The organism is Burkholderia sp. YIM B11467 (assembly GCF_052952715.1).
On record NZ_JBQVSQ010000001.1, the window covers coordinates 388811 to 412261 of the forward strand.

Sequence of the window (23451 nt, forward strand, 5' to 3'; positions counted from 1 at the left end):
AAAAATATTGCCGACATCATTAGAGCCACCGGCCCCCAACTCGGAAACGTCGTCATTGCATGGTTCATTGCCATACCTTCACGGATAAAGATCTACAGCTATTTTGGCCACATTTCCATTCGACGGATAAATATCTGGCATCGGGCTCCGAATATTCGCAGCATCTTACTGATTTTTGCCAATGTCGAACCAACCCGAGCGCCCGATCGACGAAGCATGGTGCTCGACAACCAGAAATTTTCGCACCTCAACGACGACACTTACTTCACACCCCAACGCCATTTACATCCCGAGCTTCTTAATCGCATTTCGCACAACGCCTTGAAATTCCACACGCCTTATCCTCTATCACAAAGAATCCATCCAATTTCACAGTACCAATCACACGCACTTCACTAGGTCAGACTTCGCCAATTCCATCACTTTAATAAACTCATCAAGACTAAACTTCATTTTCACAGCTTCAGCCAAGACATACAGATCAACCAAGAATTCAACTTCAATTTTGTCATTTCCGTTTTCCTTATCCAAAATACAAAGTCGCTGACCATTAAAACTGATCTCGGCCATCAGATGTTCGTGACTCATATCACTAACAAAGTCGACACCAAATCCACTCATAACATTCACCTCATTTCCTTGGATCCAGAAAGCCAGAAAATGATCCATCCGCGTTAAATCGCACCCCCTGTCCGCTAGGCAATCGAAATTCAACACCTCCACGCGATAGATCCGTCCTCGTTGTGTCTGGGGAATTTAGTACTTTACTCACAAACTCGCTTGCCGCGGCATTCTTATCAGCAATAGATCCAGAAAGCGGCTCGAATGTCCCTCCTGGACGACCCGCGTGCTTATCCCACGCTCTGGCCGCCGCGGATAATCCTGAATCGTTAAAGGGTTGATCTGCTGAATTCTGAAGATCCTTAGTGTTCGTACGTGCATCACCCTTTCCATTTGGCTCACCACCAGTTCCAGTCGTCTTCCACGAGTTGATGACATAATCCACCAACCCCTTCGCCTGATCCGGGAAAATCGCCGTAATCCAGTCCCCAACCGTCTTGGCGTCAGGTAAAGGATAGATCAACGGCCCATTTGGCTTGATCTTCGGATCAAGCACAGTAGCCGGATCGGCTATCACGCCATCGCCTTTGCCTGCTGTCTCGCCCTTGTACCCCGGTAGCTTGAATCCAGCGAACCAGCCGGGAACCGGGGCCATCGGTGCGACCTGATTGTTCTCGACCTCAACTTTACCGGCACCAGCCGCGGTAGCTACATTCTGACTCGACACCGCTGCGGCGCCAGCAACCAAGCTAGTCACTAAATTGTCGCGCGCCTCACGCTCCGATGCTGACAGTCCATTGGACGGCGCAAGCAGACTCCCGAGGACAGAACTAGTCGCCGCCCCCATTGCACCCGCGCCACAACTCTGGCTGCTGGCAGCCGCGCCTGCACAACCGACAATCGTATGAAGTGCGGCACGCGCTTCTTCGCTACCCATGTGGTCGGCAATCTGCTTCACTTGGTTTGCACCAAGTTCTTGCAGATACACCACCGTCGCACTCTGCGCGAGTTGGCCCACGCCTCCTGTAACATTGCCGCCCGCTGCCACCGACAACGCCGTCAGTACTTGACGATAGGTACCGCTTGGCCCCCAATTAGCATTTAACTCATCGGCACGCTGCTGGGCAACTGCACGTTGATCCTGTGTCAGATTCGGGTTATTCGCGGCCGCCTTCGCTGCGTCGGCTTCCGCCGCGCGATTCGCCACGAACGTTCCCGCCTGATTGATGAACTGGCTCGTAATGTCGAACCCGGCCTGGATTTTCTCTTTGTCGAAGATCGGTGCAAGCGCACCTCCGGTGTTCGAGGTGTCACGAGTGATGCTCGCCACAGTTTCGACGGCAGTCTGGCCTGTCAACTGCTGTTGTCTCGTGCCGTCGGTAATTGCAATAGCGCCACCGCTGACACCGCTCTTGGTCGTGGAGTTCGCATCGCCGGAAGCACTGAGCGCCACTGGCGGCGCAACCTGCAAACCGCCGCCCCCCTTCGGCAGCGACGTCCCCGGCACCGGATTCACGTTATTCGCCGTGCCTTTCTGATCCTTGCCGATGGTGCCGCCATAGCCGCCCGAGAGTCCGATCGAGGATGCGTCGTACACTGCGTGGTTCTCGATGTCGCTATGGGTAATAGTCGCGGTGGTCAGACTGTTCAGGTTTTCCTGGACGGCCTTGTCGCTGCTCGCAATCACACTACCCTTGAGATCGGTATTGCCCTTCACGTCGATCTGGAAGCCACCGTCGCCGGCCTTGATACCAGATTGCTCAATTACGCTGGCGTAATCGCTGTTCATCTTCGTCTGGCCAACGCTGCCCGCCACACTCGACTTCCCGGTGCAAAGTGGCGGCACACACACGCTCGCCGATACGCCCGCGCTTTGCTGCTTCGAATCGTAGTGATCCTTGTCCTGCAGGCTCTCGATGTTCAGGTTACCGCCGACATCGGCAATCACCTGTTTTCCCGACGCAACTGCGCCTTTCAGATTCGTATCCGCGCCAGACTGAATCGTAAGCTGGTTGCCCGCAGTCACATGCGTATTCGTCCATGTCGACGAATCCCCATCCGCGTTGCCGCGATTGCCAGCGACGCCCGCCGTGAACGCTACCCCCGTCTTGTCGCCGACGGTGAACGACACTCCCACCGATGCACTCGACCCGCTGTTCGTACTGTGCTGGCTACTGGTATTTTCTGCCGCCTGCAGGTTCACATTGCCTTCGGCAGCCAACTTCGCGTTATTGCCTGCCGAAATCGTGCTGCCAATCACGTCGATATTGCTACCCTTGCCGGCACCGGCGGCAGCGATCGTAACGTTGCGGCCTGCCGACACAGTACTTCCCACCGCCGTGCTCGACTGCGCCTGCATCTGACTGTCGCTCTTGCTTGCCCCAACCGATATGTTGATCCCGACGCTTGTCGCGGCTTTCACCGGGTCACCACCCATCTGCTTCAGCGAATCATAGGTGTTCTTTGCAGCAAGGCCCGTCGTGGCGGCTGCCAGCGCGATCAGGCGAGGATCGCCACCCACGCTTTGCGCGGCGTTCGTCATTTGCCGACCAGTCTGCACCGCCGCGACGACCGGATTCGTCACGCCCACCGTCACGCCGGCCTGACGGAACTGCTGCTGTTCTGCAAAGTTGGATGTATCCGTCGCGGCGTCAATCTTCACGGTCTTGCCAGTGAGATTCACGTCGTTGCCCGCATGCAAGATGCTGCCAGTCGCGTGCAGATCATTGCCCGCACTCATAGTCAGGTTACCGTTCAGCGCCCCGATCGCACTGCCGTTGTTCGTCACCGATGACGACTGCTGCTTGTCCGAGTTCGAACGCGAACCAACCGACACCGACAGGCCGCCATTCGACATCAGACCGGTTTCCTTCTTGTCGTAATAAGTCGACGACTGAACCGTGTCCTGTGAGGTCTTGATGTTCACGTCCCGCGCGGCCGACAGCGACACATCGTTCGTGCCGACGATATTGCTGCCCGTCACGTTGATGTCCCGACCACTAGTAACCGTGACACCATCCGCCGAAATCGTGCTGCCCTGACTATAGGTCGCCGTCTGATCGATCCCGCTCGCGACCTTCGACCCGCTGACGACATTGCTATGGCTATGCGTTTCATGCGAATTGAATTCGCGCGTCGCGGTCGCCGCGCCGACGTTCACGTTGCCCGCCGCCAGCAGGTTCGCATTGCCTTTGTCGAGGCTGATTGCGCTGCCGGAAAGCGCGATGTCCTTGCCCGACACGAGGTTGACGGTATTGCCTCCCGTCAGCGTCGTTCCAGTCAGCGCTTGATCCGACGCATGCTTGGTTTCCGCGTAGCTCCGGCTACCCTCGTCTCCCGAGCTGCTGGCGTTCACTGTCGACGTCGTACTCGCCGCGCCAAGCGTCACATTGCCTTTTGCCGCGATCGTGCCGCCGCCGCCCAGGTCGATCTGCGCGCCCTTCGCCGTGAAATCGCCACCGACACCGATATTGGAGACCCCGCCAACCTTGACCGTGCTGCCGACCACACTGTTGAGGTTCGTATCCGACACCCCGTTCGCACGCTGCACGATCTTGTGCTCGCCGGTCTGTTGCGTGCCGAGCGTCCAGTCGCCGCCGATACTCGCGCCGAAATTGCCGCCGACCGACAGATTCCCCGCGTTCTGCTGGAAGTCGCCGCCTGTCCTGATCGCCGCGTCACCCGTCACGTCGACCTGAGCCGTCGGCCCGAGCGTCGTCGTGACGCTCGTTGCACCGTCGCGGCTCACCCGCGTGTCGGTCTTCGTCGCGGTGTCGAGAATCAGGTTACCGCCTGCGTCCACATTGAGGCTGCCGGCCTTCACCTTGGCCGAGGTCAAGTCGACATTGCCGGTCGTCGTCAACGACATCAGCCCGCCGCTTTGCAGCGTGCCGAACGCGTTGTCGATCTGCTTGCCTTGAATCGACAGCGTGTTGTCCGCCTTCATCGTGCCGCTGTTCGTGAAGTTCTGCGCGTCCTTCAAATCGATGTCGGTCGCGGTAATCAGCGGTCCGTTGACGTTCTGCTGGTTTGCCTGCGCGAGATACACGACCGGCACCAGCACCGACTGCCCGTCGACCACGCGCGTTTCCATCATGATCACGTTGCCGGTCAGCTTCGACACCTGGTCGGCCGACAAACTCGCGCCGATCGGCAGATCGAGCGATTTCGACACGCTTGCACCGGCCGCCATCAGCGACTGGTACATCGTCTGAAGATCCGTGTACGGTCCCAGCACGGCCCTGCCGGTCAGCGCCGTCACTTCATTGCGAACCAGTTGCTGTTCGTAGAACCCGTCACCCAGCCGCTTCGGAATATGCGTGAGATCGACGCCGATCTGGCTGAAAAAATAGTCGCTCGAAATGAAGTTCTTTTGATTCGTGAACGCAGGATTCGTCTCGATCACGTAGCTCGCGTTCGGCGACGAGTCCGGCCGGTACAAGCCGCCCTGCGGAATCGTCAGGTTGTTGAGCACGTTCAGCGCCGTTGCGCTCGCGATGACCGGATCGATCGTCGTCACGCCGCCATGCACGGCCGACGCCCCCGATTTCGCCCCGTTGGCGCTGCCGCTCAAGCCACCGATCGTCAGGCCCGGCACGGCCTGCCCGGGGAGCAGGCCGAGAGACGGAATCGACGCGTACGCGGCCGTGTTGTTGATGCTCACGCCGGTTCCGGAGATCGTCCCGTTGGAACCCAACGTCGACCTGTAATCCGGCAAGCCGTACTTCTTGACATCGGCCGGCGCCGCCTGCGTATAGCCGCCGGGGTGACCGCCGACAAACGGTGCGTCACCAAACGGCAACTGCCAGTTGTGCTCGGTGTTGTCGTAGTTGTTGTAGTGATACTGGCCCGAGTAGGTGACCGTTACGCCCGGCGCTTGCTGGCCCGTCGCCGCCCAGCCGTCCCCATCGTACTTGGCAGGCAGCTTCAGATTGCCTACCGCTGCGATATTGCTCCAGTAGTTTTGCACCGTGCCCGATGACGATGCGTCGATCGCACCGCCCGAGACGATTTGTCCGGCTGGACTGATGTCCTTGATCATGTTCGCGACCGCAACGCCCGTGTAGGTCGTGTACTGATAGCCGCTGTTCCACTGCCCGCCGTTCGGCGGAACGGTGAATACGCCACCAGGCTGTTCCTTTAGCTTAGCGATGACTGGGGCGGGATCGTAATCGGGAAAGTTCGGATCGCGCGAAAGGTTGATCCAGTGGACATCCTTGCCGCTGCAAGCTTCCATGTAATAGGCTACGCAGCCCGACATGCTGATGCCGTACTTTTCCAGGGTGGCCGGATCGACATTGTTCGTGTAGCCGGTGGTCGTCATCACGTGACGCGTGTTCGTCACCTTGTCGGCATGCAGCTCCATGTCGCCGCCGGACTGGATCAACGCCGACGCATTGTTGATGAGCGCCGCGTTCGTGTAGTTGCCGCTGGCGTCCTTGCCACCCGCGAGCACGACTTTCCCCATGCCGAAGATGGCCGTTGTCGCCATCGAATCGGTCGCCGTGGTGTCGTCGCGGTTCTCGATGTCGCGCGCGAGGATTTCGAGCGTGCCGTTGCTGTCCGATGCGCCGATCAATGCGGTCGGCCCGAGGTTCGACACCGTTCCTGCCGCATTGATCGACGTGCTGCCGCCGATGATCGAACCGGTATTGGTCAGATTGCCCGACTGCGTATGCAGCAAGCCGCCGGCCATCATCGTGCCCACGTTGACGATGTTGCCTGCATTGACGCTCAGGTTGTTGACCGACTGCAGGTTTGTGTTGTTCGCAAATGTGCCGGGCAGCGTGAACGCGAGATCGTGACCGACGTTGAACTGTGTGTCGGGCGTCGTCGTGTAATCGCCTTGCAGACTCACGTTGGCATCGTGAGCCGCGCTGTACGTGCCCCCGCCTTGCAGCGTCGCGGCCGTGACCGCCAAGTCGTGCGTGGAGCTGATGTGCCCACCCGTGTTCGTGACCGCACCGCTCGTCGTCACGTCCACGTCGCCGTTCGAATTCGTGACGTTACCGATTTTTCCGCCCGAGTTGTCCAGCGTATTGCCCCGGACATGCAGCGACGCGCCGCTCAGTTGCCCGCCTTGCGTGTTGGAAATCGACGCCGCGTTGACCGTCACGTCGCCGTTACCGGTAATGGCCCCCATCCCCGACACGCCGCCCGCGTGGCTGTTGACGATCTGGCTGCCGCCCTGCACGGTCATCTTGCCGGCGCCAAGATCGGTAATCGAGCCGTCGGCATTGTCGATCGATCCGGATTGAATCGCGAGCGTGCTCGCATCACCCGCTGTTGCCTGTCCTGCCTGAATATGACCGCCCCGGTTCAGCAGCGCGCCGCCGTTCGTCAACGACACCGACGTTCCGGCGCGCACCAGCCCTTGCGCGTTGTTCACGTCGCCGGCAATGGTGGCACTGATGCCGCGCTGTGCCGCGAGGATACCGTTCGCGTTGTTCCAGTTGCCGGCATTGAGAACAGCTTGCCCCTTCGTGACGATGGTGCCTGCAGCGTTCTCCAGCGTACTCGATCCACGCCCCGGTGCGATCGTCAACGTGCCCGTGCCCGCGTGCGTGATCGTGCCGCCCGCATTGTTCAATTGCGCAGCGGCAAGCGTCAGGTCAGTGCTGTTCGTCTGAATCACGCCGCCCGCGGAATTGTCGAGCGTGTCGCTCACATCGACACTCATCGCCGATGAACCATATTGCGTGATGGTGCCGCCATGATTCGTCAGGGTCGGCGTGGTCAGCGCGAGCTGGTTGGCTTCGAGCTTGCCGCCGCTGTTGTCGAGTGAATCGTTTGCGCGCACGCTCAGATTCGGACCGACAATCGCGCCACCCTGATTCGTCATCGACGCGACCTGGATCGACGCATTCGTGCCCGCGCCGATCTGGCCACCGTTGTTCGTCAAAGCGCTGGCGGTGACGTCAAGGTCGGTGTTGGACAGCAGCTTGCCGTTCGTGTTGTTCAACGTACCGCCGACCGTGGTGGTCAACCCGGACTGCGCATTGATCGAACCCGACGTATTGTTCAGCGACCCGGTTTGAGCCGCGATACGCCCATTGCCGGCGATCGTGCCGCCGACGTTCGACACCGAACCCGATCCATTGCCGAGCGTCAGCGTGCCGGCGCCCGCATGCGTGATCGTGCCGCCGTCGTTCAGCAACGAAGCGGGCGCGAGCATCAGGTCGGTGCTGTTGGTTTGCAGCATGCCGCCGCTCGAATTGTCGAGCGTGCCCGAGACGTTGACGGCCATCGCGCCGACGCCGGTCTGCGTAATCGTGCCGCCGTGGTTCACCACATCGGTCGCAGACAACGAAATCTGATCGGCCTGTACATTGCCGGCGCTGTTGTCGAGGGTCGTGCCAGTCAGTGCAGCTGTCTGACCGACGATGGTGCCGTCGTTGTTGGTCAGCCGCGCGCCCGCATCGACCGCCACCTGTTGCGCAGCCTTCAGCGTGCCACCGCGGTTGTCGACCGATTGACCGGAAACCTGAAGGTTCGTGTTCGACGTGATCGTCGCGTGGTTGGCGATATTCCCGCCTCGCACGGTCACATCGCCGTTGCCGCCGATCACGCCGCCTTGTGCGCCGTTCGCCGTCGTGCCGACCACGTTCGTGAGCTGACCGGTCGCGGTAAGTTCCAGCCCGTCGGTATTGAGCGACGTGATCCGGCCCGCCGTGTTGTCGATCGTGTTGCCATCGACAGTCGCATGTCCGGCGCCCTGGATCGTGCCTTGATTGTTTGCAATAGTGTTGGCGCGCAGCGCGATCGTGTTTTCCGACACGAGCACACCTGCCTGGTTGGCGATCTGCCCCGCGGCCGTCACCGACAGCGGCCCCCGCGACGATACCGTGCCACCCTGATTCGAGACGTGGCCGCCCGTCAGGCTCGTACTGCCGCCGCTCGTCACGTTGCCATGGTCGTTGTTGACCGTGCCGGCCGCATTCGCCGTAATCGGGCCCTGGGCGCTCGTCGTCGCGTTCGCGAGATTCACGTCGCCGGTTGTTGCGGTCAACGACAGGCCGCTATTCGCGGCCGTCGTGCTTCCTGCGAGGTTCACTGCGGAGCCTGTCGCCGATACGTTGCCGCCCGCGATGTTCTTGCCGGTCGCGTTCAACTGGCCCGTCGTCGTGACCTGCAGATCGCCCGCCTGCGTGGCGACGCCGTCACTGTTCACCCCCGCGCCGAGCAGGCCCGTCGAATTCAGCGAACCCGCAGTCACGCCCACGTTATGCTGCGCGGCAAGCGTACCGGTATTCACCACGTCCGCGCCGGTATTCAGCGACACCGACTGCTGCCCATAGGTCGTGCCGCTGTTCTCGACACCGCCGGCAGCCGATATTGCGACGTTGCCGAGAGAACTGATCTTGCCCGACTGCACCAACCGGCCGTCCGCCGTCAGCGTCAGGCCCATTGCATCCGTTGCGATCGTCCCGGCATTCCGGACCCCGACACCGCCCTCGGTGCCGACCAGGAAAATCCGGTTGCTGTACATGCCGCCCAGTTGACCGACGTCGATTGCCACGGCGGGCGTGGCGCCTTCGCCCTGAATTCGCGTCGTCTGCAGCGTATCGTGGTTTACCTGGTTCGCACCTGTAATAACGTTCAGGTTATTCGCGTAAATGGCCGCATTGGTTTGTACGGCCCGGGCGATCAGATCGACCTGATCGACGTTCGTGGCATTCAGGCCGGCACCCTGCACCGCAATCAGGCCGCGCGTCGTGTTGAAACCGGCCAGCGACCCATCCGCATTCAGACTCGGCGCTCCGGTTGTCAGGATTGCGCGCGAGGTATTGATAAATCCACCTCCGTCAACGACCAATCCGGACGGATTCGAAATAATCATCTCGGCGCGCTGGCCAGCAATCTCGACATAACCCCTCAGTTGCGAAGGATTGTTGCTGTTGACCTGATTGATAATGATCCTGGCTGCGTCGTTCGCGCCAAAATTCGGGTTGCCGTTGATATAGCCGGCCTGCTGCGTGTTCGTCATCACCGGCGAGTTGTTCACGATCACGCCCGGCTTCTGAACATCGAACTGGGAATAGGTGTTCAGCGAAACACCGGCGCCACTGGGTTTGTTGATATTGACCTGCGGCAAGCCATTCGGGGTCTGCACGACCTTGGGTGCATTCGCCCCCGCTCCGACTACCTGCGCGCCCACCCAAAGCGGTGTCGCCCCTGTCGCAACCAGCGCCGCAAACGCCGCGTGGCGCAGCGCAAACCTCACCGCCGCACGTTGCAACCGGCCGCCCTCGGCCCGAACCGTTTCTCCATTGCGTACCTTTCCTGACGAGTTGGCGGTCTCTTCGACCGCGATCAACATACCCCGGACGCAACTGAATACCAGACGATATTGTTTTTTGTTCATGGTGCGACGGACGCGCGATCACGCGCCAAGCGGATGAATGCGAAACGCCGCGCGCAAGTGCAGAAGAGGACAGTAGCGCCAAGAACAACGCTGCCGAGCTTTCCCCGACTCTTCTTCACTCCGGCTACGGCGAAATGGATTGGTCTCTCGTGGCGTAATCTATCGAAATATTTGTCGGCACAGTGTCAGGAATTGCTAAAACGCACCGCGCTCTCGGTTAAGCATCCGTTCCTTCGGCCATGCTTCACGTGGAGTTCAGCTCAAAAACTTCATCGACCGATTCGATTCCTTAACGATTTGAAACCATTTAATTGGTGCCCTCCGATTTTTAATAATCCGAATACGAAAATCATCTTCAGGACCGGCATCGCGTACGCTCATCGCGATTCAGCACTGAATTGATCGGAAAGCGGCGGATCGACGTCGTTCAGATCAAGGATCTGTCCTACAGCTCACGTCACTTATCCAGCGTGAAAATGCGTTCGAACCCGGGAGCACAAAATGGGAACTTGAGTTTTTTCATTGACATTCGCATCACGTGCCTAGCCCGCGAGTTCAGGGCGTCGAACACAAGCGGCGCATCGCTCACGGTGTCGCGGATCTGCAACAGCAGCGCGACCCTTTCGGCACTGGGTCGCATCGATGTCTTTCAAGCTCGATGGGTCGCGATGACGAATCTCCCTAACCAATCGCACAGTGCCGCGCTGACCGCGACTCGCGCACCGCCCGCGATACGCAGCTCCGTTGCGGCCAATTGTCGCGAAACAACGCTTTTCTCCGCTTTTCGTCGCTTTTCCCCGCCAGTCCGATTGCCCAGCTCGATCGCCTGGCGTATGGTTCCGGCCGTCCGCGTGCGCCCCGTCGCCCGGACACCCGACCGTCGTCCCGCACGACGGCCGCGCGGGCCGTGCCCGCCGCTCACCGTCTCCGCGATGCCGCCCGCCGGCGCCGCGCATTCATGAGGAAAGAGGCGTGATCCACAAAGTCCTGATCCTGTTCGCACTCTGCATCGCGGGCCTCGCCGCGATCGCCGCCGGTTTCCAGCACATCCCCAGCTGATTCGCGGCCCCGGCTCGCTTCGCCGAGCCCGGGGGCCGCACCCGCTCCTCTCCCCTTTTTGCGATGAACCCCTTTCTCGAACCGCCCGGGACGGGCGACTTTTGCCATGCGCATCGACGTACAGCACTCCCAGCACGACATCGACGATGAACTCGACACGCTCTACGCGCGCCTCCACCAGCCGAGCCATCGTCTGCACGGCCTGCCGGCCGTCGCGCTCGGCCGCTCGGGCCTGATCGTCCGCCACCGCGAGGCGGACGGCGAATACTTCCTGTACATCGAGGATCCGGCCGCGCGCCAACTCGCCGGCTACACGGTGTTCAACCGCCTTCCCGAAATCCCGCGCCGCGCGGACCGCTACCTGCGCGCGCCGCATACGCGGCTGCGCGGCTCGTCGCAACGCAAGGGCCTCGCGACGACGCTGTATCGCTGGGGGCTCGACGCGGGCCTGTGCCTGATCAGCGGCGCGCGCCAGTCGGTCGGCGCCGCGCAGCTGTGGACCACGCTCGCGCACGATTACCGGCACGGCTTCGTCGATATCGAGGGCCGCGCGCTGCGCTATCTCGGCGAAACCGTCGCCGACGACGTGCACGGCGCGCTGCATACGCGGCGGCTGTTGCTCGGCAACGGATGGGAAATCGGCGCATTCGCACGCGCGGCCGGGATGGCCGACGCCGATCGAACGCCGATGCGATAATCCGTCCGGTCCGCGTGACGCGGCTGCGCACCACGCCAACCGAAACGCTCATCGATGACCACCGAATTCCGAACCGACGCCGACCGCCGCATCGACATCGTCGCCCTGTGCGGCAGCCTCCGGTCGCAGTCGTACAACGCCGCGCTGCTCGATGCAGCCGCACACGTCGCGCCGCGCGGCATGCGCATCACGCGCTTCGATCGCCTCGGCGAATTCCCGCTGTTCAATCCCGATGCGGAATTTCCGTCGCCCGCCGCCGTGCGCGACCTGATCGATCGCCTGAACGCGGCGGACGGCGTGCTGATCGCGAGCCCGGAATACGCGCACGGCGTAACCGGCGTGATGAAGAACTCGCTGGACTGGGTCGTGGGGTGCGAGGCCATCGTTCACAAGCCGGTCGCGGTGCTGAACGCATCGCCGCGCGCAACGCATGCGAACGCGGCGCTGCGGGAAACGTTATCCGTGATGTCGGCGCGCATCATCGAGCCCGCGTCGATCACGCTGCCGATCCTCGGGAGTCAGCTCGACGCCGCGGGCATCGCCGCGCATCCGCCGTTCGCGTCGGTGCTGGCCGAAGCATTGCAGGCGCTCGGCGCGGCGATAACCGAAGGCGAGCCGCCGCACTGACGTTGCGCATCCGGCAACGCATCGCAGTCCAAACGAATCGGACATTGCGCCTGTCGACAGGCGCAATGTCCAGCCCGGATCATCGTCCGCGATAGATCGGATTGTCGCGGGTAATCGAACCCGATTCGCTCGCGGTCGGCGACATCGTCCCGTATCCGCTCGTATCGGCCGTCGACGTACCGGTCGAGCCGATCTTCGTCAGCGCTTCCGCCAGTCGCGCCGGATAGTGCGGATCTTCACCCGTCTGACGGTAGCCGGCCGCGTGCAGTGCGGCCAGCTCGGCCGTGACCTCCGCGCGCGTCACGGTGGACTGCGGCGCGGCCCATGCGGAAACGGAAGCGGTCGCGGCAACCGTCGCAAGAACATACAGAGCAAGCTTGTTCATCTGATCTCTCCTGAGCATCGACGACGTTGTCGATGGAGAGTGAGTCGACCCGCGAGCGCAAAGATGACACGCGTCGGCGAAATTTTTTCGACGTCGCGTCCGACGCAAACGGCATACGCATGTGAATGCCGATCGACTGTCAGATTTCGCCGGCTCGCGCGACTAAAGCGTCGTGGCCGTGCGCCACCCTCTGTTCTCGTTCAAAGGGTCCGATATGAAAAGCAGAATCTGGATACTGATCGCGTCGCATCTCGCGACGGGTCTCGTCGCATTCGCAGCGGGCATCTACGTGCTCCCGATCCTGACGGCATCGGAAGGCGCAAGCGCCGTCGAACTGCAGGTGGCCGCCGAAAATACGCGACATACCGGCCGCTTCGAACGCGACCTGCCGGGAAGCGATCCGCTGCACTGGGCCAATGGCAAGCTGACGATCACCGACTCGTCGATCGCCTTCGAAGGCGACATCGCGCCGGGGCCCGACTACAAGATCTATCTCGTTCCGGAATTCGTCGACACGCGAGCGTCGTTCCTCGCGATCAAGGCGCGTGCCGCGCGCGTGGGCGACCTGAAGACCTTCGGCAATTTCGTCGTGCCGCTTCCCGACGACGTGAATCCCGCGCAATACACGACGGTCGTGATCTGGTGCGAGCGCTTTTCGAAATTCATCAGCGCGGCCCGGTATCAAAGCGCAACGACGTCGGGCGGGGTGTCGATGTAATTGCCCCGGCTGCAATGGTGCGAGGTCGTGCTACCGGCTCTTGCTCCGCGTGCCCTTCTTCACCACCTTCGCGCGCGGTGCTTCCTTCTCGGGTTGCGCGCCGCCGCCGGCGAGATCCTCGAGCCACGCGAGCGCATCGACGTACGACAGGAATTGCTGCAGATAGGCCGGCGACAGCTCGCGCATCGTCGCCAGCGACCGGTGCACGAGGCTGTTCGAATTGAGCGGCCCCGCGTTGCGCGGCACCTGGTCGAGCGACTGGCGATACTGCTGTTCCGTGCGGACTTTCGACCACATCGTGCGGAAGTAGTCGACCAGCTCGGGATCGAGCCCGCGCCGGTCGGCCTGCGCATCGCGCGCGAGCCGATCGACGAGCCCGGCAAGCGCGCCGCGCGGCGGCGCATCTGCCGCGGCTTCCGCCGTCTCGCTCACTACCGCTGCGTCATCGGCCTGCGCGACGATCGCCGCAAAACCTTCGATCAGCGTCGCCAGCCGCGCGTCGAGCAACCCGCGCGCGTCGCCATCGAGCGCGGCCGCGCGCCGTTCGAGTGCGTCGATCCGGTGAAAGCGCACGGGATCGAGTCGATCCGCGCCCCGCTCGCGCCATGCGTCGAGCGTCGCGCGGGCGTGCGTCGCGTCGCCCGTCACTGCGCCTTCCCTCCGTTCGATGCGCTCTTGCGCGGCACCGGCGCGATCTCCACGCGGCGGTTCTTCGCGCGGCCTTCATCGTCCGCATTCGAGCTGACCGGCTGTTCGGAGCCGAACGCGGCCGCGAACACCGACGGCGCCGGCACGCCGGCATCGATCAGCGCACGCGTGACCGTCAGCGCGCGCTTGGCCGACAGTTCCCAGTTGTCCGCGAACTGGCGGTTGCCGGCATGCACCTGCTGGTCGTCGGCAAAACCGCTGATCATCAGGATCTCGTCGCGCGTCTTCAGGTAGGCGGCCAGCGGCCCGGCTAGCGTCTTCAGCAAGTCACGGCCCGCGGGCTGCAACTGGTCGGAGTTCAGCGCGAACAGCACGTTGCCGCTGATGCCGATGCGGCCGTTGACGAGCGTCACGCGGCCGGCCGCGAGCGGCCCCGCGAGCGCCTGTTCGAGCGACTTGCGTTGCTGCGCTTCCTGCTGGCGCGCGCGCACGGCTTCCTCGAGCTTCGACGTGAGCTGAAGCTGCATGCCGATCACGCCGACGAGGATCAGCACGAACGCGCCGAGCAGCACCGACATCAGGTCGGCGAACGCGGGCCACACCGGCGCGGATGGCGCGCCGCCGTCGATTTCGTCGTGCATGCGTTACGCTCCGACGGGCGCCCGCCGGCCGGCGAGCTGCTGCAGATCCTCGACGATCTGCTTCTGCGACATCATGCTCAGGTCGATCACCTCGCGCGCTTGCGCGACGTAGTACTCGAGCTGCTCGTCGCTGCGCGCGAGCGATTTCTCGAGCGCGGCCTCGATGCGCTGCAGATGGTTCAGCAGCTTGTCGTTCGATTCGCCGAACACCTGCACGGCCATCCCGAACGCATCGCCGAGGCTCGCGACCTCGACGGCGCCCGCGGTGACCTGCGCGGCCACCGAGTCGAGCTTGCGCGTTTCGGCATCGACGGTGTCGTTGAAGCGCGCGCCGACACGATCGAGCAGGTCGGCCGACGTGCTGACGAGCGCATCGATCGCGGTGCGCTGTTCGGTCGACGCGTGATTGACCGCGCCAAGCAGCGTTTCGAGCGTCGCGAGCAGGCGGCTGCGCTCCTCGAGCGTCGCGGTATCGCGCACCATGCTGTCGGACAGGCGCTGGCGCAACTCGGCAACGACGTCGGCCGCGGCCTTCGGCGCCTCCGACGCGGCCTGCACGAGGCGCGCGATCTCGTTGATCGTGTCGCTTGCATGCACCTGCGCCTGCGCGGTGATGTCGTTCGCGGTGCGGGCGAGCGTGTCGCAGATGTCCTGCTGGCGCGTCGCGGCCTGCGCACTCGTCTGCGCCCATTCGTCGCGCAGCGCGGCCGCCATCGCGGCGAGCGAATCGTTCCACGCGGACAGGCGCTGTTCGTCGCGTGCGGCGAGTTGCGCCTGCAGGCCCGTGTGCGATTCGCGGATCGTCGTCAGCAGATCGTTCGACCGTTGTTCGAAGGTCGTTGCCTGCGTGGTGAGATCGCGCGTCGTTTGCGCGAGTGCGTCGCAGATTTCCTGCTGGCGGCCGGCGCTGTGCACGCCTGCGCGTTGCCATTCGTCACCGAGCTTCGTCGCCATCGCGGCCAGCGAGTCGTTCCATGCCGACAGGCGTTCTTCGTCGCGTGCGGCGAGTTGCGTTTGCAAGCCCGTATGCGAATCGCGGATCGTCGACAGCAGATCGTTCGAACGTTGTTCGAAGGTCGTTGCCTGTGCAGTGAGATCACGCGTCGTTTGCGCGAGTGCGTCGCAGATTTCCTGCTGACGGCCCGCGCTGTGCACGCCCGCACGCTGCCATTCGTCGCCGAGCTTCGTGGCCATCGCGGCCAGCGAGTCGTTCCACGCCGACAGGCGTTCTTCGTCACGAGCGGCGAGTTGCGTCTGCAAGCCCGTGTGCGAATCGCGGATCGTCGACAGCAGGTCGTTCGAGCGTTGTTCGAACGTTGAAGCCTGCGTGGTGAGATCGCGGGTCGTTTGTGCGAGCGCGTCGCAGATTTCCTGCTGACGGCCGGCGCTGTGCACGCCCGCGCGTTGCCATTCGTCGCCAAGCTTCGTGGCCATCGCGGCCAGCGAGTCGTTCCATGCCGACAGGCGTTCTTCGTCGCGTGCGGCGAGTTGCGTCTGCAGACCCGTGTGCGAATCGCGGATCGTCGACAGCAAGTCGTTCGAGCGTTGTTCGAAGGTCGTTGCCTGCGTGGTGAGTTCGCGCGTCGTTTGCGCGAGTGCGTCGCAGATTTCCTGCTGGCGGCCGGCGCTGTGCACACCCGCACGCTGCCATTCGTCGCCGAGCTTCGTGGCCATCGCGGCCAGCGAATCGTTCCACGCCGTGAGGCGCTGTTCGTCGCGCGCGGCCAGTTCGGTCTGCAGCCCCGCGTGCGACTCGCGCATCGCGGCAAGCGCCGCGCCCGAATGCCGCTCGAACGTCGCGGCGGCTTCGCCCAACGCGCGCGCATGCTGGCCGGCCAGCGTCTCGCCGACCTGCTCCTGGCGCGACAGCGCATCGCGCCATGCGTCCGACAGGCGGCCTTCGGTCGATTCGAGGCGGGTCGCGACACCGTCGAGCAGGTCCGTCGAACGCTGCGCGAACGTGTCGGTGAACTGGCCAAGCGTCGTCTGCAGCTGCTGCGCAACCGCGTCGCCGGCGCGGCGCTGTTCGTCGAGCGCGCGGTTCCAGACGGCCGTCACGTTGCCGGTGCTCTTCTCGAAACCGTCCGTCAGCCCGTCGAGCTGACGCTGCACGGCGCCCGTCACGGTGTCGCGCAGCGCGGCCATCTCCTGCGCGAGCCCCGTCATCGTCGCCGCGACGACTGGTTGCAGCGCGGCACCGGCCACGCGCGCGCTTTCGGCGGCGCTTTCCTTCAGCGCGTCGCCGACGTTCGACGCAAGGCCCACGTACGCACGCTCGGTCCGATCGAAAAACGCCTGCTGGCTGTCGAGCTGGCGATCGTGCAGCGCGACGCTGCGCGCCTCGAGCGTTGTCATCATCGTCTGCAGCCGGTCGACCAGCGCCGGCATCACGTCGGCCTGGCGCTGCAGCAGCCGGAACGATTCGTCGCGCTGGTGCGCGGACGAATGCACGCGCAACGTCGTCGCGATCTTCGCGTCGAGCTGTTGCGCCGCGTCGATCCGCTCGCGGCGCACGAGCGCGGACAGCAGCCCGAGCATCGCGGACGTCGCGACACCCGCGATCGACGTGCCGAACGCGAACCCGAGGCCCTTCACCGGCGCGATCAGCGATGCGCGGATCGCGTCGAGATCGGTCGCGCTTTCGAGCGCGGCGCCCGTGCCCTTCAGCGTCACGACCATCCCGAGCAGCGTGCCGAGCATGCCGAGCAGCACGAGCAGGCCGACGAGGTAAGGCGTGAGCGACGGGCCCGGCAGCGCGACGCGCGCGCCTTCGACGCGCGCGCGCACGGCGCTGCGCAGGCCCGGGTGCAGCGTGTCGAGCCACGAGTCGAGCTTCGCGGGCGGCTCGGTCAGGCCGGCGACCGCGCGCGACAGCGTAGCGGTCGCCTGCCGGTAGCGCAGCAGTTCCCACGCGCCGGCGACGTAGCACGCGCCGATCAGCAGCGTGACGGCCGACGCCAGCGGGTTCGACGCGACATAGCCGACGCCGATCCAGCACACTGCGAGCAAACCGGCGACGAAGACAACGAGATCAATGCGAATTCTGGACATAGCGTGTTGATTAGCAGGTGCGAAGGGCCGCGAGCAGCCCGTCTACCGTTTGAAACCGGACTTCGAGTTCGGCAAGCAGGATGCCTTGCATCTCGTCTCGAAACGTGTCGAACCAGGCGCCGGGCACGAGCGCCTTGACGGCCTCACCGTCGGCAACCGCACCGTCATCGGTGGGGGCGACAGCGGAAGCGGATTCGGCATCGGCCAGCGCCTGCCGTTCCGCGTCGCGCAGCCGCCCGAAACGCGTGCCGAGCAGCGCGGGCACGGCCGACAGCAGGCTGCGCTCGCGCGCGCCGAGCACGCGCTCCATGATCGCGTCGAGCGTCGCGAGCCGCGCCATCCCGGACGAGCGGGCGGCGAGCGCGCCCCGCAGGCGGCCGCGCAACTGGCCGATCGCCGTTTCCATGTCCTGCTGCAGGGACAGATAACGCTGGCGGAAGTCCGCGAAATCGGCCGTGTCGGCGGCCGGCGGCGGCAGGTCGCCGGGCCGGCGCCGCGTCCGCGGCCGGTTGGTGGCCGCGATCGCCTGCGCGAGGTCGTGGCGCACACGCGCGAAGTCGCGCTCCGCGTCGTAGCCGCGCACGCCGGCCGCGACGCCGGGCGGGCTCGCACCCAGCGCGGACGACAGCGTGATCGCGTCGGTCCAGCCGAGCCACTGGCTCAGCCGGTCGGACAGCGTTTGCCGGGATTCCGCGACATCGGCGTCGGCCAGGCGCGCGAGCAGCCGGACGAGCGTCGGGCCGGTCAGTGCCGGGCGCGGGGAAGCGTGCACCATGCTGCAAACCGTCAAAAAAGGCAGCAGTTTACACGGCGCTGGGAGGTCGACCGCCAGAATCGGGAAAGCGGCGCTGTCGCGCGTGCCGGGCGACACGCGCGAACGCCCGCCGCGCAAGGCTCGGCGGGGGGCGGCAGGAAGCCGGGAAGACTGCCGGCGACGGCCTGGCAAGTCGCCGGAATCGGACTGCCGGGCGCATAGCCCGGCCGGTGATGACGAAGAAACGGCGTTTCCGGACGACCCGCGGTTTCCGGAAACCCGATGCGCGTTGGCGCCGTTCGAGCGGTTCGAGCGGCTCGCTCCGGCAGCCGGCCACGTAAATGGCCAGCCGCCATGCAATGCAAACCAGAATCGAAAGCAGTCAGATCCCCGCTTTCGGCGCGTTCAGGATCAGCCGCAGCCCGAGCAGCGTGATCGCGCCGGCCGCGATGCGGTCGACCCACTTCTTCGCGCGCAGGTACAGCTCGCGCGGCCGACGCGTGGAAAAGCACAGCGCGACGATCGTGTACCAGCCGAATTCGACGCCGAACACGAGCGGCGGCAGCGCGAGGTAGCACCACAGCGGCGGATGCTGCGGGAGCAGCGCCGCGAAGATGCTGCCGTACCAGATTGCCGTCTTCGGGTTGCTGAGCTGGGTCGTGAGGCCCGTCCAGAACGACTTGCGCGCGCTGCCGGCGGCCATCGCCTGCGGATCGTCCATCGCGATCGGCCGGTCGGCGCCGCGCCAGATCTTCGATGCCATATAGATCAGGTACGCACCGCCCGCCACCTTGAGGCCCACATACAGCCATTCGACGGCCTGCAGCAGCGTATAGAGCCCGGCCAGCGCGACGCCGCCGAACACGATGCCGCCCAGGCCCATGCCGAGCGCGGTGGCAAGGCCGTCGCGGCGCGACAGTCCGATCGAATTGCGGGCAACCAGCACGAAACTCGGGCCCGGAATCATCGCGCCGAGCCACAGCGCGGCCAGGATGGCGAGTACGGCAGCCGATGCAGTCATCGAAGTCTCCTTGGTCAACGACGCCGATTCGCCGACGCCTGCGTGTCGTTTCCGACGGTCGAAGCGCTGATTCTGGCACGCTTCCCGCGCGGCCGAAAGCGCCCGCGCGCTGCTATGCTGGCCGTTTTTCCCGTCATCCCGCACCGCCGCCCATGATCGAGATCCGCGCCGCCCGCTATCCCGACGACGCCCGCGTCGTCGAAGCGATCTTCCGCGAGTACATCGCGAGCCCCACCTTCAGCCTCGAATTCCAGGACTACGAGCCCGAGATCGCCGCGCTGCCCGGCAAATACGCGGCGCCGCGCGGGTTGCTGCTGCTCGCGTGGCACGGCGAACGCGCGGTCGGCTGCGGGGCGTTTCGCGAGATCGACGCGGTAACGTGCGAGATGAAGCGCGTCTATGTACGCCCCGAAGCGCGCGGGTTGAACGTCGGCCGCCAGCTCGTCGAACGGCTGCTGCGCGACGCGAAGGCGGCCGGTTATGCGCGCATGTGCCTCGACGTGCTGCCCGAGTTCGTCGCCGCAAGGCAACTGTATGCTTCGCTCGGCTTCACGCCCGCGCCGCCCGTCACGTTCAATCCGGTGCCCGGCACCGAGTTTCTCGGGCGCGATCTGTGACCCGCGCGGCCGGCATGCCCTTCCTCCTTTCGACCCGACACCCCGCCATGCGCGTCCTCCGCCTGTCCCTCCTGCTGCTCCCGCTGCTCGCGGCGCTGCCTGCCGGCGCCCGCGCCGCCGAGCTGCCGAAGTCGATCGCCGCGCAGCTGCCGCCCGACTACCAACCGCTGCTCGCGCAAGCCGGGCCGGATCTCGGCAACGGCCGGCACAGCTTTCTGGTCGTCGTGCATCGCGCGGTCGATACGCGCGAGCAGCCGTCGCCGCGCCCGCTGCTGATCTTCGAGGAACAGCCCGATCACGCATTCCGGCTCGCCGCGCGCAACGACGAGGTCGTCCTGCGTGCGAACGACGGCGGCCAGTGCGACCCGTTCGATCCCGAATACGCCGCCGACAACGGCCTCTCGGTGAAAGGCCGCTATTTCACCGTGCAGAACTTCGTCGCGTGCGGGCAGCACTGGACCGACTACGTGACGTTCCGCTACGACCCGCGCACGCACGGCTGGGTATTTTCGAACCAGATCGTCACCGTCTCGTATCCGCTCGACGACAAGCCCGACCACGTCACCGTCACGCGCGCCGACACGCACCAGCCGGTGTCGTTCGCGCAGTGGAAACGCAAGGACTGACGCGACCGGCGAAACGCGCCGCAACCGAGCGCGGCGCGCCGGCCGCCGCCTGCCCGCACCGGTGCGCGGCCCGTCTGTCGCGCTCGCCACCTCCCCGCCCCGCGGATACTCGCGGACACATGCCAACAGGACTAACATAAGCGCTCGCCGTCGCGCGACCGTGCGCCGGCGCCGCACGCGGCTCGCCCGCCCGCCTTCTCACGTAGAACCCGCGCAGGAGGACGTCATGACGCAACACTTCGACGCGATCGTCATCGGCACCGGGCAAGCCGGCCCGCCACTCGCCGCGCGGCTGTCGGCCGCCGGGATGAAGGTCGCGATCATCGAGCGCGGCCGCTTCGGCGGTACGTGCGTGAACACCGGCTGCATCCCCACCAAAACACTGATCGCGAGCGCGTACGCCGCCCACCTCGCGCGGCGGGGCAGCGAATACGGCGTGTCGGTCGGCGGCCCCGTCACCGTCGACATGAAGGCCGTGAAGGCGCGCAAGGACCAGATCTCCGGCCGCTCAACCCACGGCGTCGAGCAATGGGTGCGCGGGCTCGCCAACACGACCGTGTTCCAGGGTCACGCCCGGTTCGAACGCGCCGACGCGGTGCGCGTGGGCGACGCGCTGCTCGAAGCCGAACGCATCTTCATCAACGTCGGCGGACGCGCGCTGGTACCGCCGATGCCGGGCCTCGATTCGGTGCCGTACCTGACCAACTCGACGATGATGGACGTCGACTTCCTGCCCGAGCATCTCGTGATCGTCGGCGGCAGCTACGTCGGGCTCGAATTCGGCCAGATGTACCGCCGCTTCGGGTCGCAGGTCACGATCGTCGAGAAGGGCTCGCGCCTGATCCGCCGCGAGGACGACGACGTATCGCAGGCCGTGCGCGAGATTCTCGAAAACGAAGGGATCGACGAGCAGCTCGACGCGAACTGCCTGAGCGCGCGGCGCGACGGCAGCAACGTCGTGGTCGGCCTCGACTGCGCGGGCGGCGGCCGCGAGGTCGCGGGCTCGCACCTGCTGCTCGCGGTCGGGCGCGTGCCGAACACCGACGATCTCGGGCTCGACCGCGCGGGCGTCGCGACCGACGCGCGCGGTTATATCGACGTCGACGAGCAGTTGCGCACGAACGTGCCCGGCATCTGGGCACTCGGCGACTGCAACGGGCGTGGTGCGTTCACGCACACCGCGTACAACGACTACGAGATCGTCGCGGCCAACCTGCTCGACGACGATCCGCGCAAGGTGTCCGACCGCATCACCGCATACGCGATGTATATCGATCCGCCGCTCGGCCGGGTCGGCATGACGCTCGCGGAAGCGAAGCAGACGGGCCGCCGGCTGCTGGTCGGCACGCGCCCGATGACGCGCGTCGGCCGCGCGGTGGAAAAAGGCGAGAGCCAGGGTTTCATGAAGGTGATCGTCGACGCGGACAGCCACGCGATCCTCGGCGCGTCGATCCTCGGCGTGACGGGCGACGAAGTCGTGCACGGCATGCTCGACGTGATGGCCGCCGGCGCGCCGTACACGACGATCAGCCGCGCGATGCACATCCACCCGACCGTGTCGGAGCTGGTGCCGACGCTGCTGCAGGATCTGCATCCGGTCGAATGATGCGTGGCGGGCAGCCATGCATCGGCGTTTCACCGGGGTCGGACGGTGTGCGAAGATGGCCGCTCGCCACGACACCCGGGAACGCCATGGACCGCCTGCAAACGATGCAGATCTACGTACAGATCGTCGAACGCGGTAACTTCACGCAAGCCGCGGACGCGCTGCAACTGCATCGGCCGGCCGTGACGAAAGCCGTGCAGCAGCTCGAACAGGAACTCGGCATCCGGCTGCTGAATCGCAGCACGCGCCGCGTCAGCGTGACCGCCGAAGGCGAGGCGTTTTACGCGCGCTGCGTGCAGTTGCTCGGCAGCATCGACGACGCGTTCGCGTCGTTCCCCAAGCAGCGCGCGGCGCCGAAGGGCCGGCTGCGGCTCGACATCGCGCTCGCGCTTGCGAAGACGGTCGTGATTCCGGCGCTGCCCGATTTCCAGCAGCGCTATCCGCAGATCGAACTCGTGCTCGGTGCGAGCGACCAGCCGTCCGATCTGATCGGCGAAGGCATCGACTGCGTCGTGCGGGTCGGCACACTGAAGGATTCGAGCATGGTCGCGCGCACGGTCGGCGCCGTGCCGATGGTCACGTGCGCATCGCCCGCGTATATTTCCCGCCACGGTTTGCCGCGCACGCTCGACGATCTGCGCACGCATCGGGCCGTCAACTTCTTTACCGGCAGCAATCGCCGGGTGCTCGAATGGACGTTCCGCCCTAACGGCGAAACCGTCGCGCTGAAGCTCGCGAGCAGCCTGCTCACGAACAACTCGGAAGCGCTGCTGTCCTGCGGGCTGGCCGGCCTCGGCATCGTGCATGCGTTGCGGCCCGCGCTGCAGCCGAGCATCGACTCGGGGCAACTGATCGAACTGCTGCCCGGCGTGCCGGCCGTGCCGAAGCCGATTTCGGTGCTGTACCCGAACCGCGCACATCTGCCCGACAAGGTGCGCGCGTTCATCGACTGGCTGACCGAGCTGATCGCGCGCCGCTATCCGGTGTAGAACCGGTCATGGACCTGCACGAACGCAGTCGACGAAGACGATATGCTTGCAGCCCGATGACGCCGGACGACGGTCCGGGCGCGACGT

15 protein-coding genes are annotated in these 23451 nt (G+C 64.7%); 7 read left to right on the plus strand and 8 right to left on the minus strand.

The features are described from left to right. Positions 1–381: 381 nt before the first annotated feature. Complete coding sequence (locus ACTRWB_RS01765; RefSeq protein ID WP_446900703.1) at positions 382–669, minus strand: hypothetical protein; 288 nt, start codon at positions 667–669, stop codon at positions 382–384. Further along, the gene (locus ACTRWB_RS01770) at positions 632–9925 is read right to left on the minus strand and encodes a hemagglutinin repeat-containing protein (protein WP_446900704.1); all 9294 of its coding nucleotides are present in this window, start codon (positions 9923–9925) and stop codon (positions 632–634) included. Before ACTRWB_RS01770 ends, ACTRWB_RS01765 begins: the two co-directional genes overlap by 38 nt. A 1165-nt stretch (positions 9926–11090) precedes the next feature. Here ACTRWB_RS01770 and ACTRWB_RS01775 point away from each other — a divergent pair. Continuing rightward, entirely contained in the window at positions 11091–11681 is a 591-nt protein-coding gene (locus ACTRWB_RS01775) for a histone acetyltransferase (protein WP_446900705.1), read from the plus strand. 54 nt (positions 11682–11735) lie between these two features. Further along, positions 11736–12308: an NADPH-dependent FMN reductase gene (locus ACTRWB_RS01780; protein ID WP_446900706.1), complete on the plus strand. Its 573-nt coding sequence runs from the start codon at positions 11736–11738 to the stop codon at positions 12306–12308. 79 nt (positions 12309–12387) lie between these two features. Here ACTRWB_RS01780 and ACTRWB_RS01785 read toward each other — a convergent pair whose 3' ends face one another. Then, on the minus strand, positions 12388–12693 hold the full coding sequence (locus tag ACTRWB_RS01785) for a DUF4148 domain-containing protein (RefSeq protein ID WP_048245277.1): 306 nt from the start codon (positions 12691–12693) through the stop codon (positions 12388–12390). 214 nt (positions 12694–12907) lie between these two features. Here ACTRWB_RS01785 and ACTRWB_RS01790 point away from each other — a divergent pair, with 214 nt between their 5' ends. Continuing rightward, complete coding sequence (locus tag ACTRWB_RS01790) at positions 12908–13411, plus strand: DM13 domain-containing protein (RefSeq protein WP_446900707.1); 504 nt, start codon at positions 12908–12910, stop codon at positions 13409–13411. Positions 13412–13441: 30 nt separating this feature from the next. Here ACTRWB_RS01790 and ACTRWB_RS01795 read toward each other — a convergent pair whose 3' ends face one another. The 5 genes from ACTRWB_RS01795 to ACTRWB_RS01815 form a co-directional block, all read right to left on the minus strand. Next, complete coding sequence (locus tag ACTRWB_RS01795; protein ID WP_446900708.1) at positions 13442–14059, minus strand: DUF2894 domain-containing protein; 618 nt, start codon at positions 14057–14059, stop codon at positions 13442–13444. Next, positions 14056–14700, minus strand: coding sequence for an OmpA family protein (locus ACTRWB_RS01800; protein WP_129516685.1), 645 nt, complete (start codon positions 14698–14700; stop codon positions 14056–14058). Before ACTRWB_RS01800 ends, ACTRWB_RS01795 begins: the two co-directional genes overlap by 4 nt. 3 nt (positions 14701–14703) lie before the next feature. Further along, complete coding sequence (locus ACTRWB_RS01805) at positions 14704–17751, minus strand: DUF802 domain-containing protein (RefSeq protein WP_446900709.1); 3048 nt, start codon at positions 17749–17751, stop codon at positions 14704–14706. A 10-nt stretch (positions 17752–17761) separates the two neighbouring features. Further along, positions 17762–18526 carry a DUF3348 domain-containing protein gene (locus tag ACTRWB_RS01810; RefSeq protein ID WP_446900710.1) on the minus strand — a complete coding sequence of 255 codons (765 nt, stop codon included), beginning with the start codon at positions 18524–18526 and terminating at the stop codon, positions 17762–17764. Between the two features lie 361 nt (positions 18527–18887). Next, positions 18888–19526 carry a LysE family translocator gene (locus ACTRWB_RS01815; protein WP_048245273.1) on the minus strand — a complete coding sequence of 213 codons (639 nt, stop codon included), beginning with the start codon at positions 19524–19526 and terminating at the stop codon, positions 18888–18890. Positions 19527–19678: 152 nt separating this feature from the next. Between ACTRWB_RS01815 and ACTRWB_RS01820 the strand changes: the two genes are divergently transcribed. The 4 genes from ACTRWB_RS01820 (at position 19679) to ACTRWB_RS01835 (ending at position 23364) form a co-directional block, all read left to right on the plus strand. After that, complete coding sequence (locus ACTRWB_RS01820; RefSeq protein WP_446900711.1) at positions 19679–20143, plus strand: GNAT family N-acetyltransferase; 465 nt, start codon at positions 19679–19681, stop codon at positions 20141–20143. A gap of 47 nt (positions 20144–20190) precedes the next feature. Continuing rightward, positions 20191–20769 (plus strand): hypothetical protein, encoded by a 579-nt coding sequence (locus ACTRWB_RS01825; protein ID WP_446900712.1) that lies wholly within the window; start codon positions 20191–20193, stop codon positions 20767–20769. A 226-nt stretch (positions 20770–20995) separates the two neighbouring features. After that, entirely contained in the window at positions 20996–22375 is a 1380-nt protein-coding gene (locus ACTRWB_RS01830; RefSeq protein ID WP_446900713.1) for an FAD-containing oxidoreductase, read from the plus strand. An 86-nt stretch (positions 22376–22461) separates the two neighbouring features. Continuing rightward, a complete protein-coding gene (locus ACTRWB_RS01835; protein ID WP_419687756.1) occupies positions 22462–23364 on the plus strand; it encodes a LysR family transcriptional regulator in 903 nt (300 codons plus the stop codon). The last annotated feature ends 87 nt before the right edge of the window (positions 23365–23451 follow it).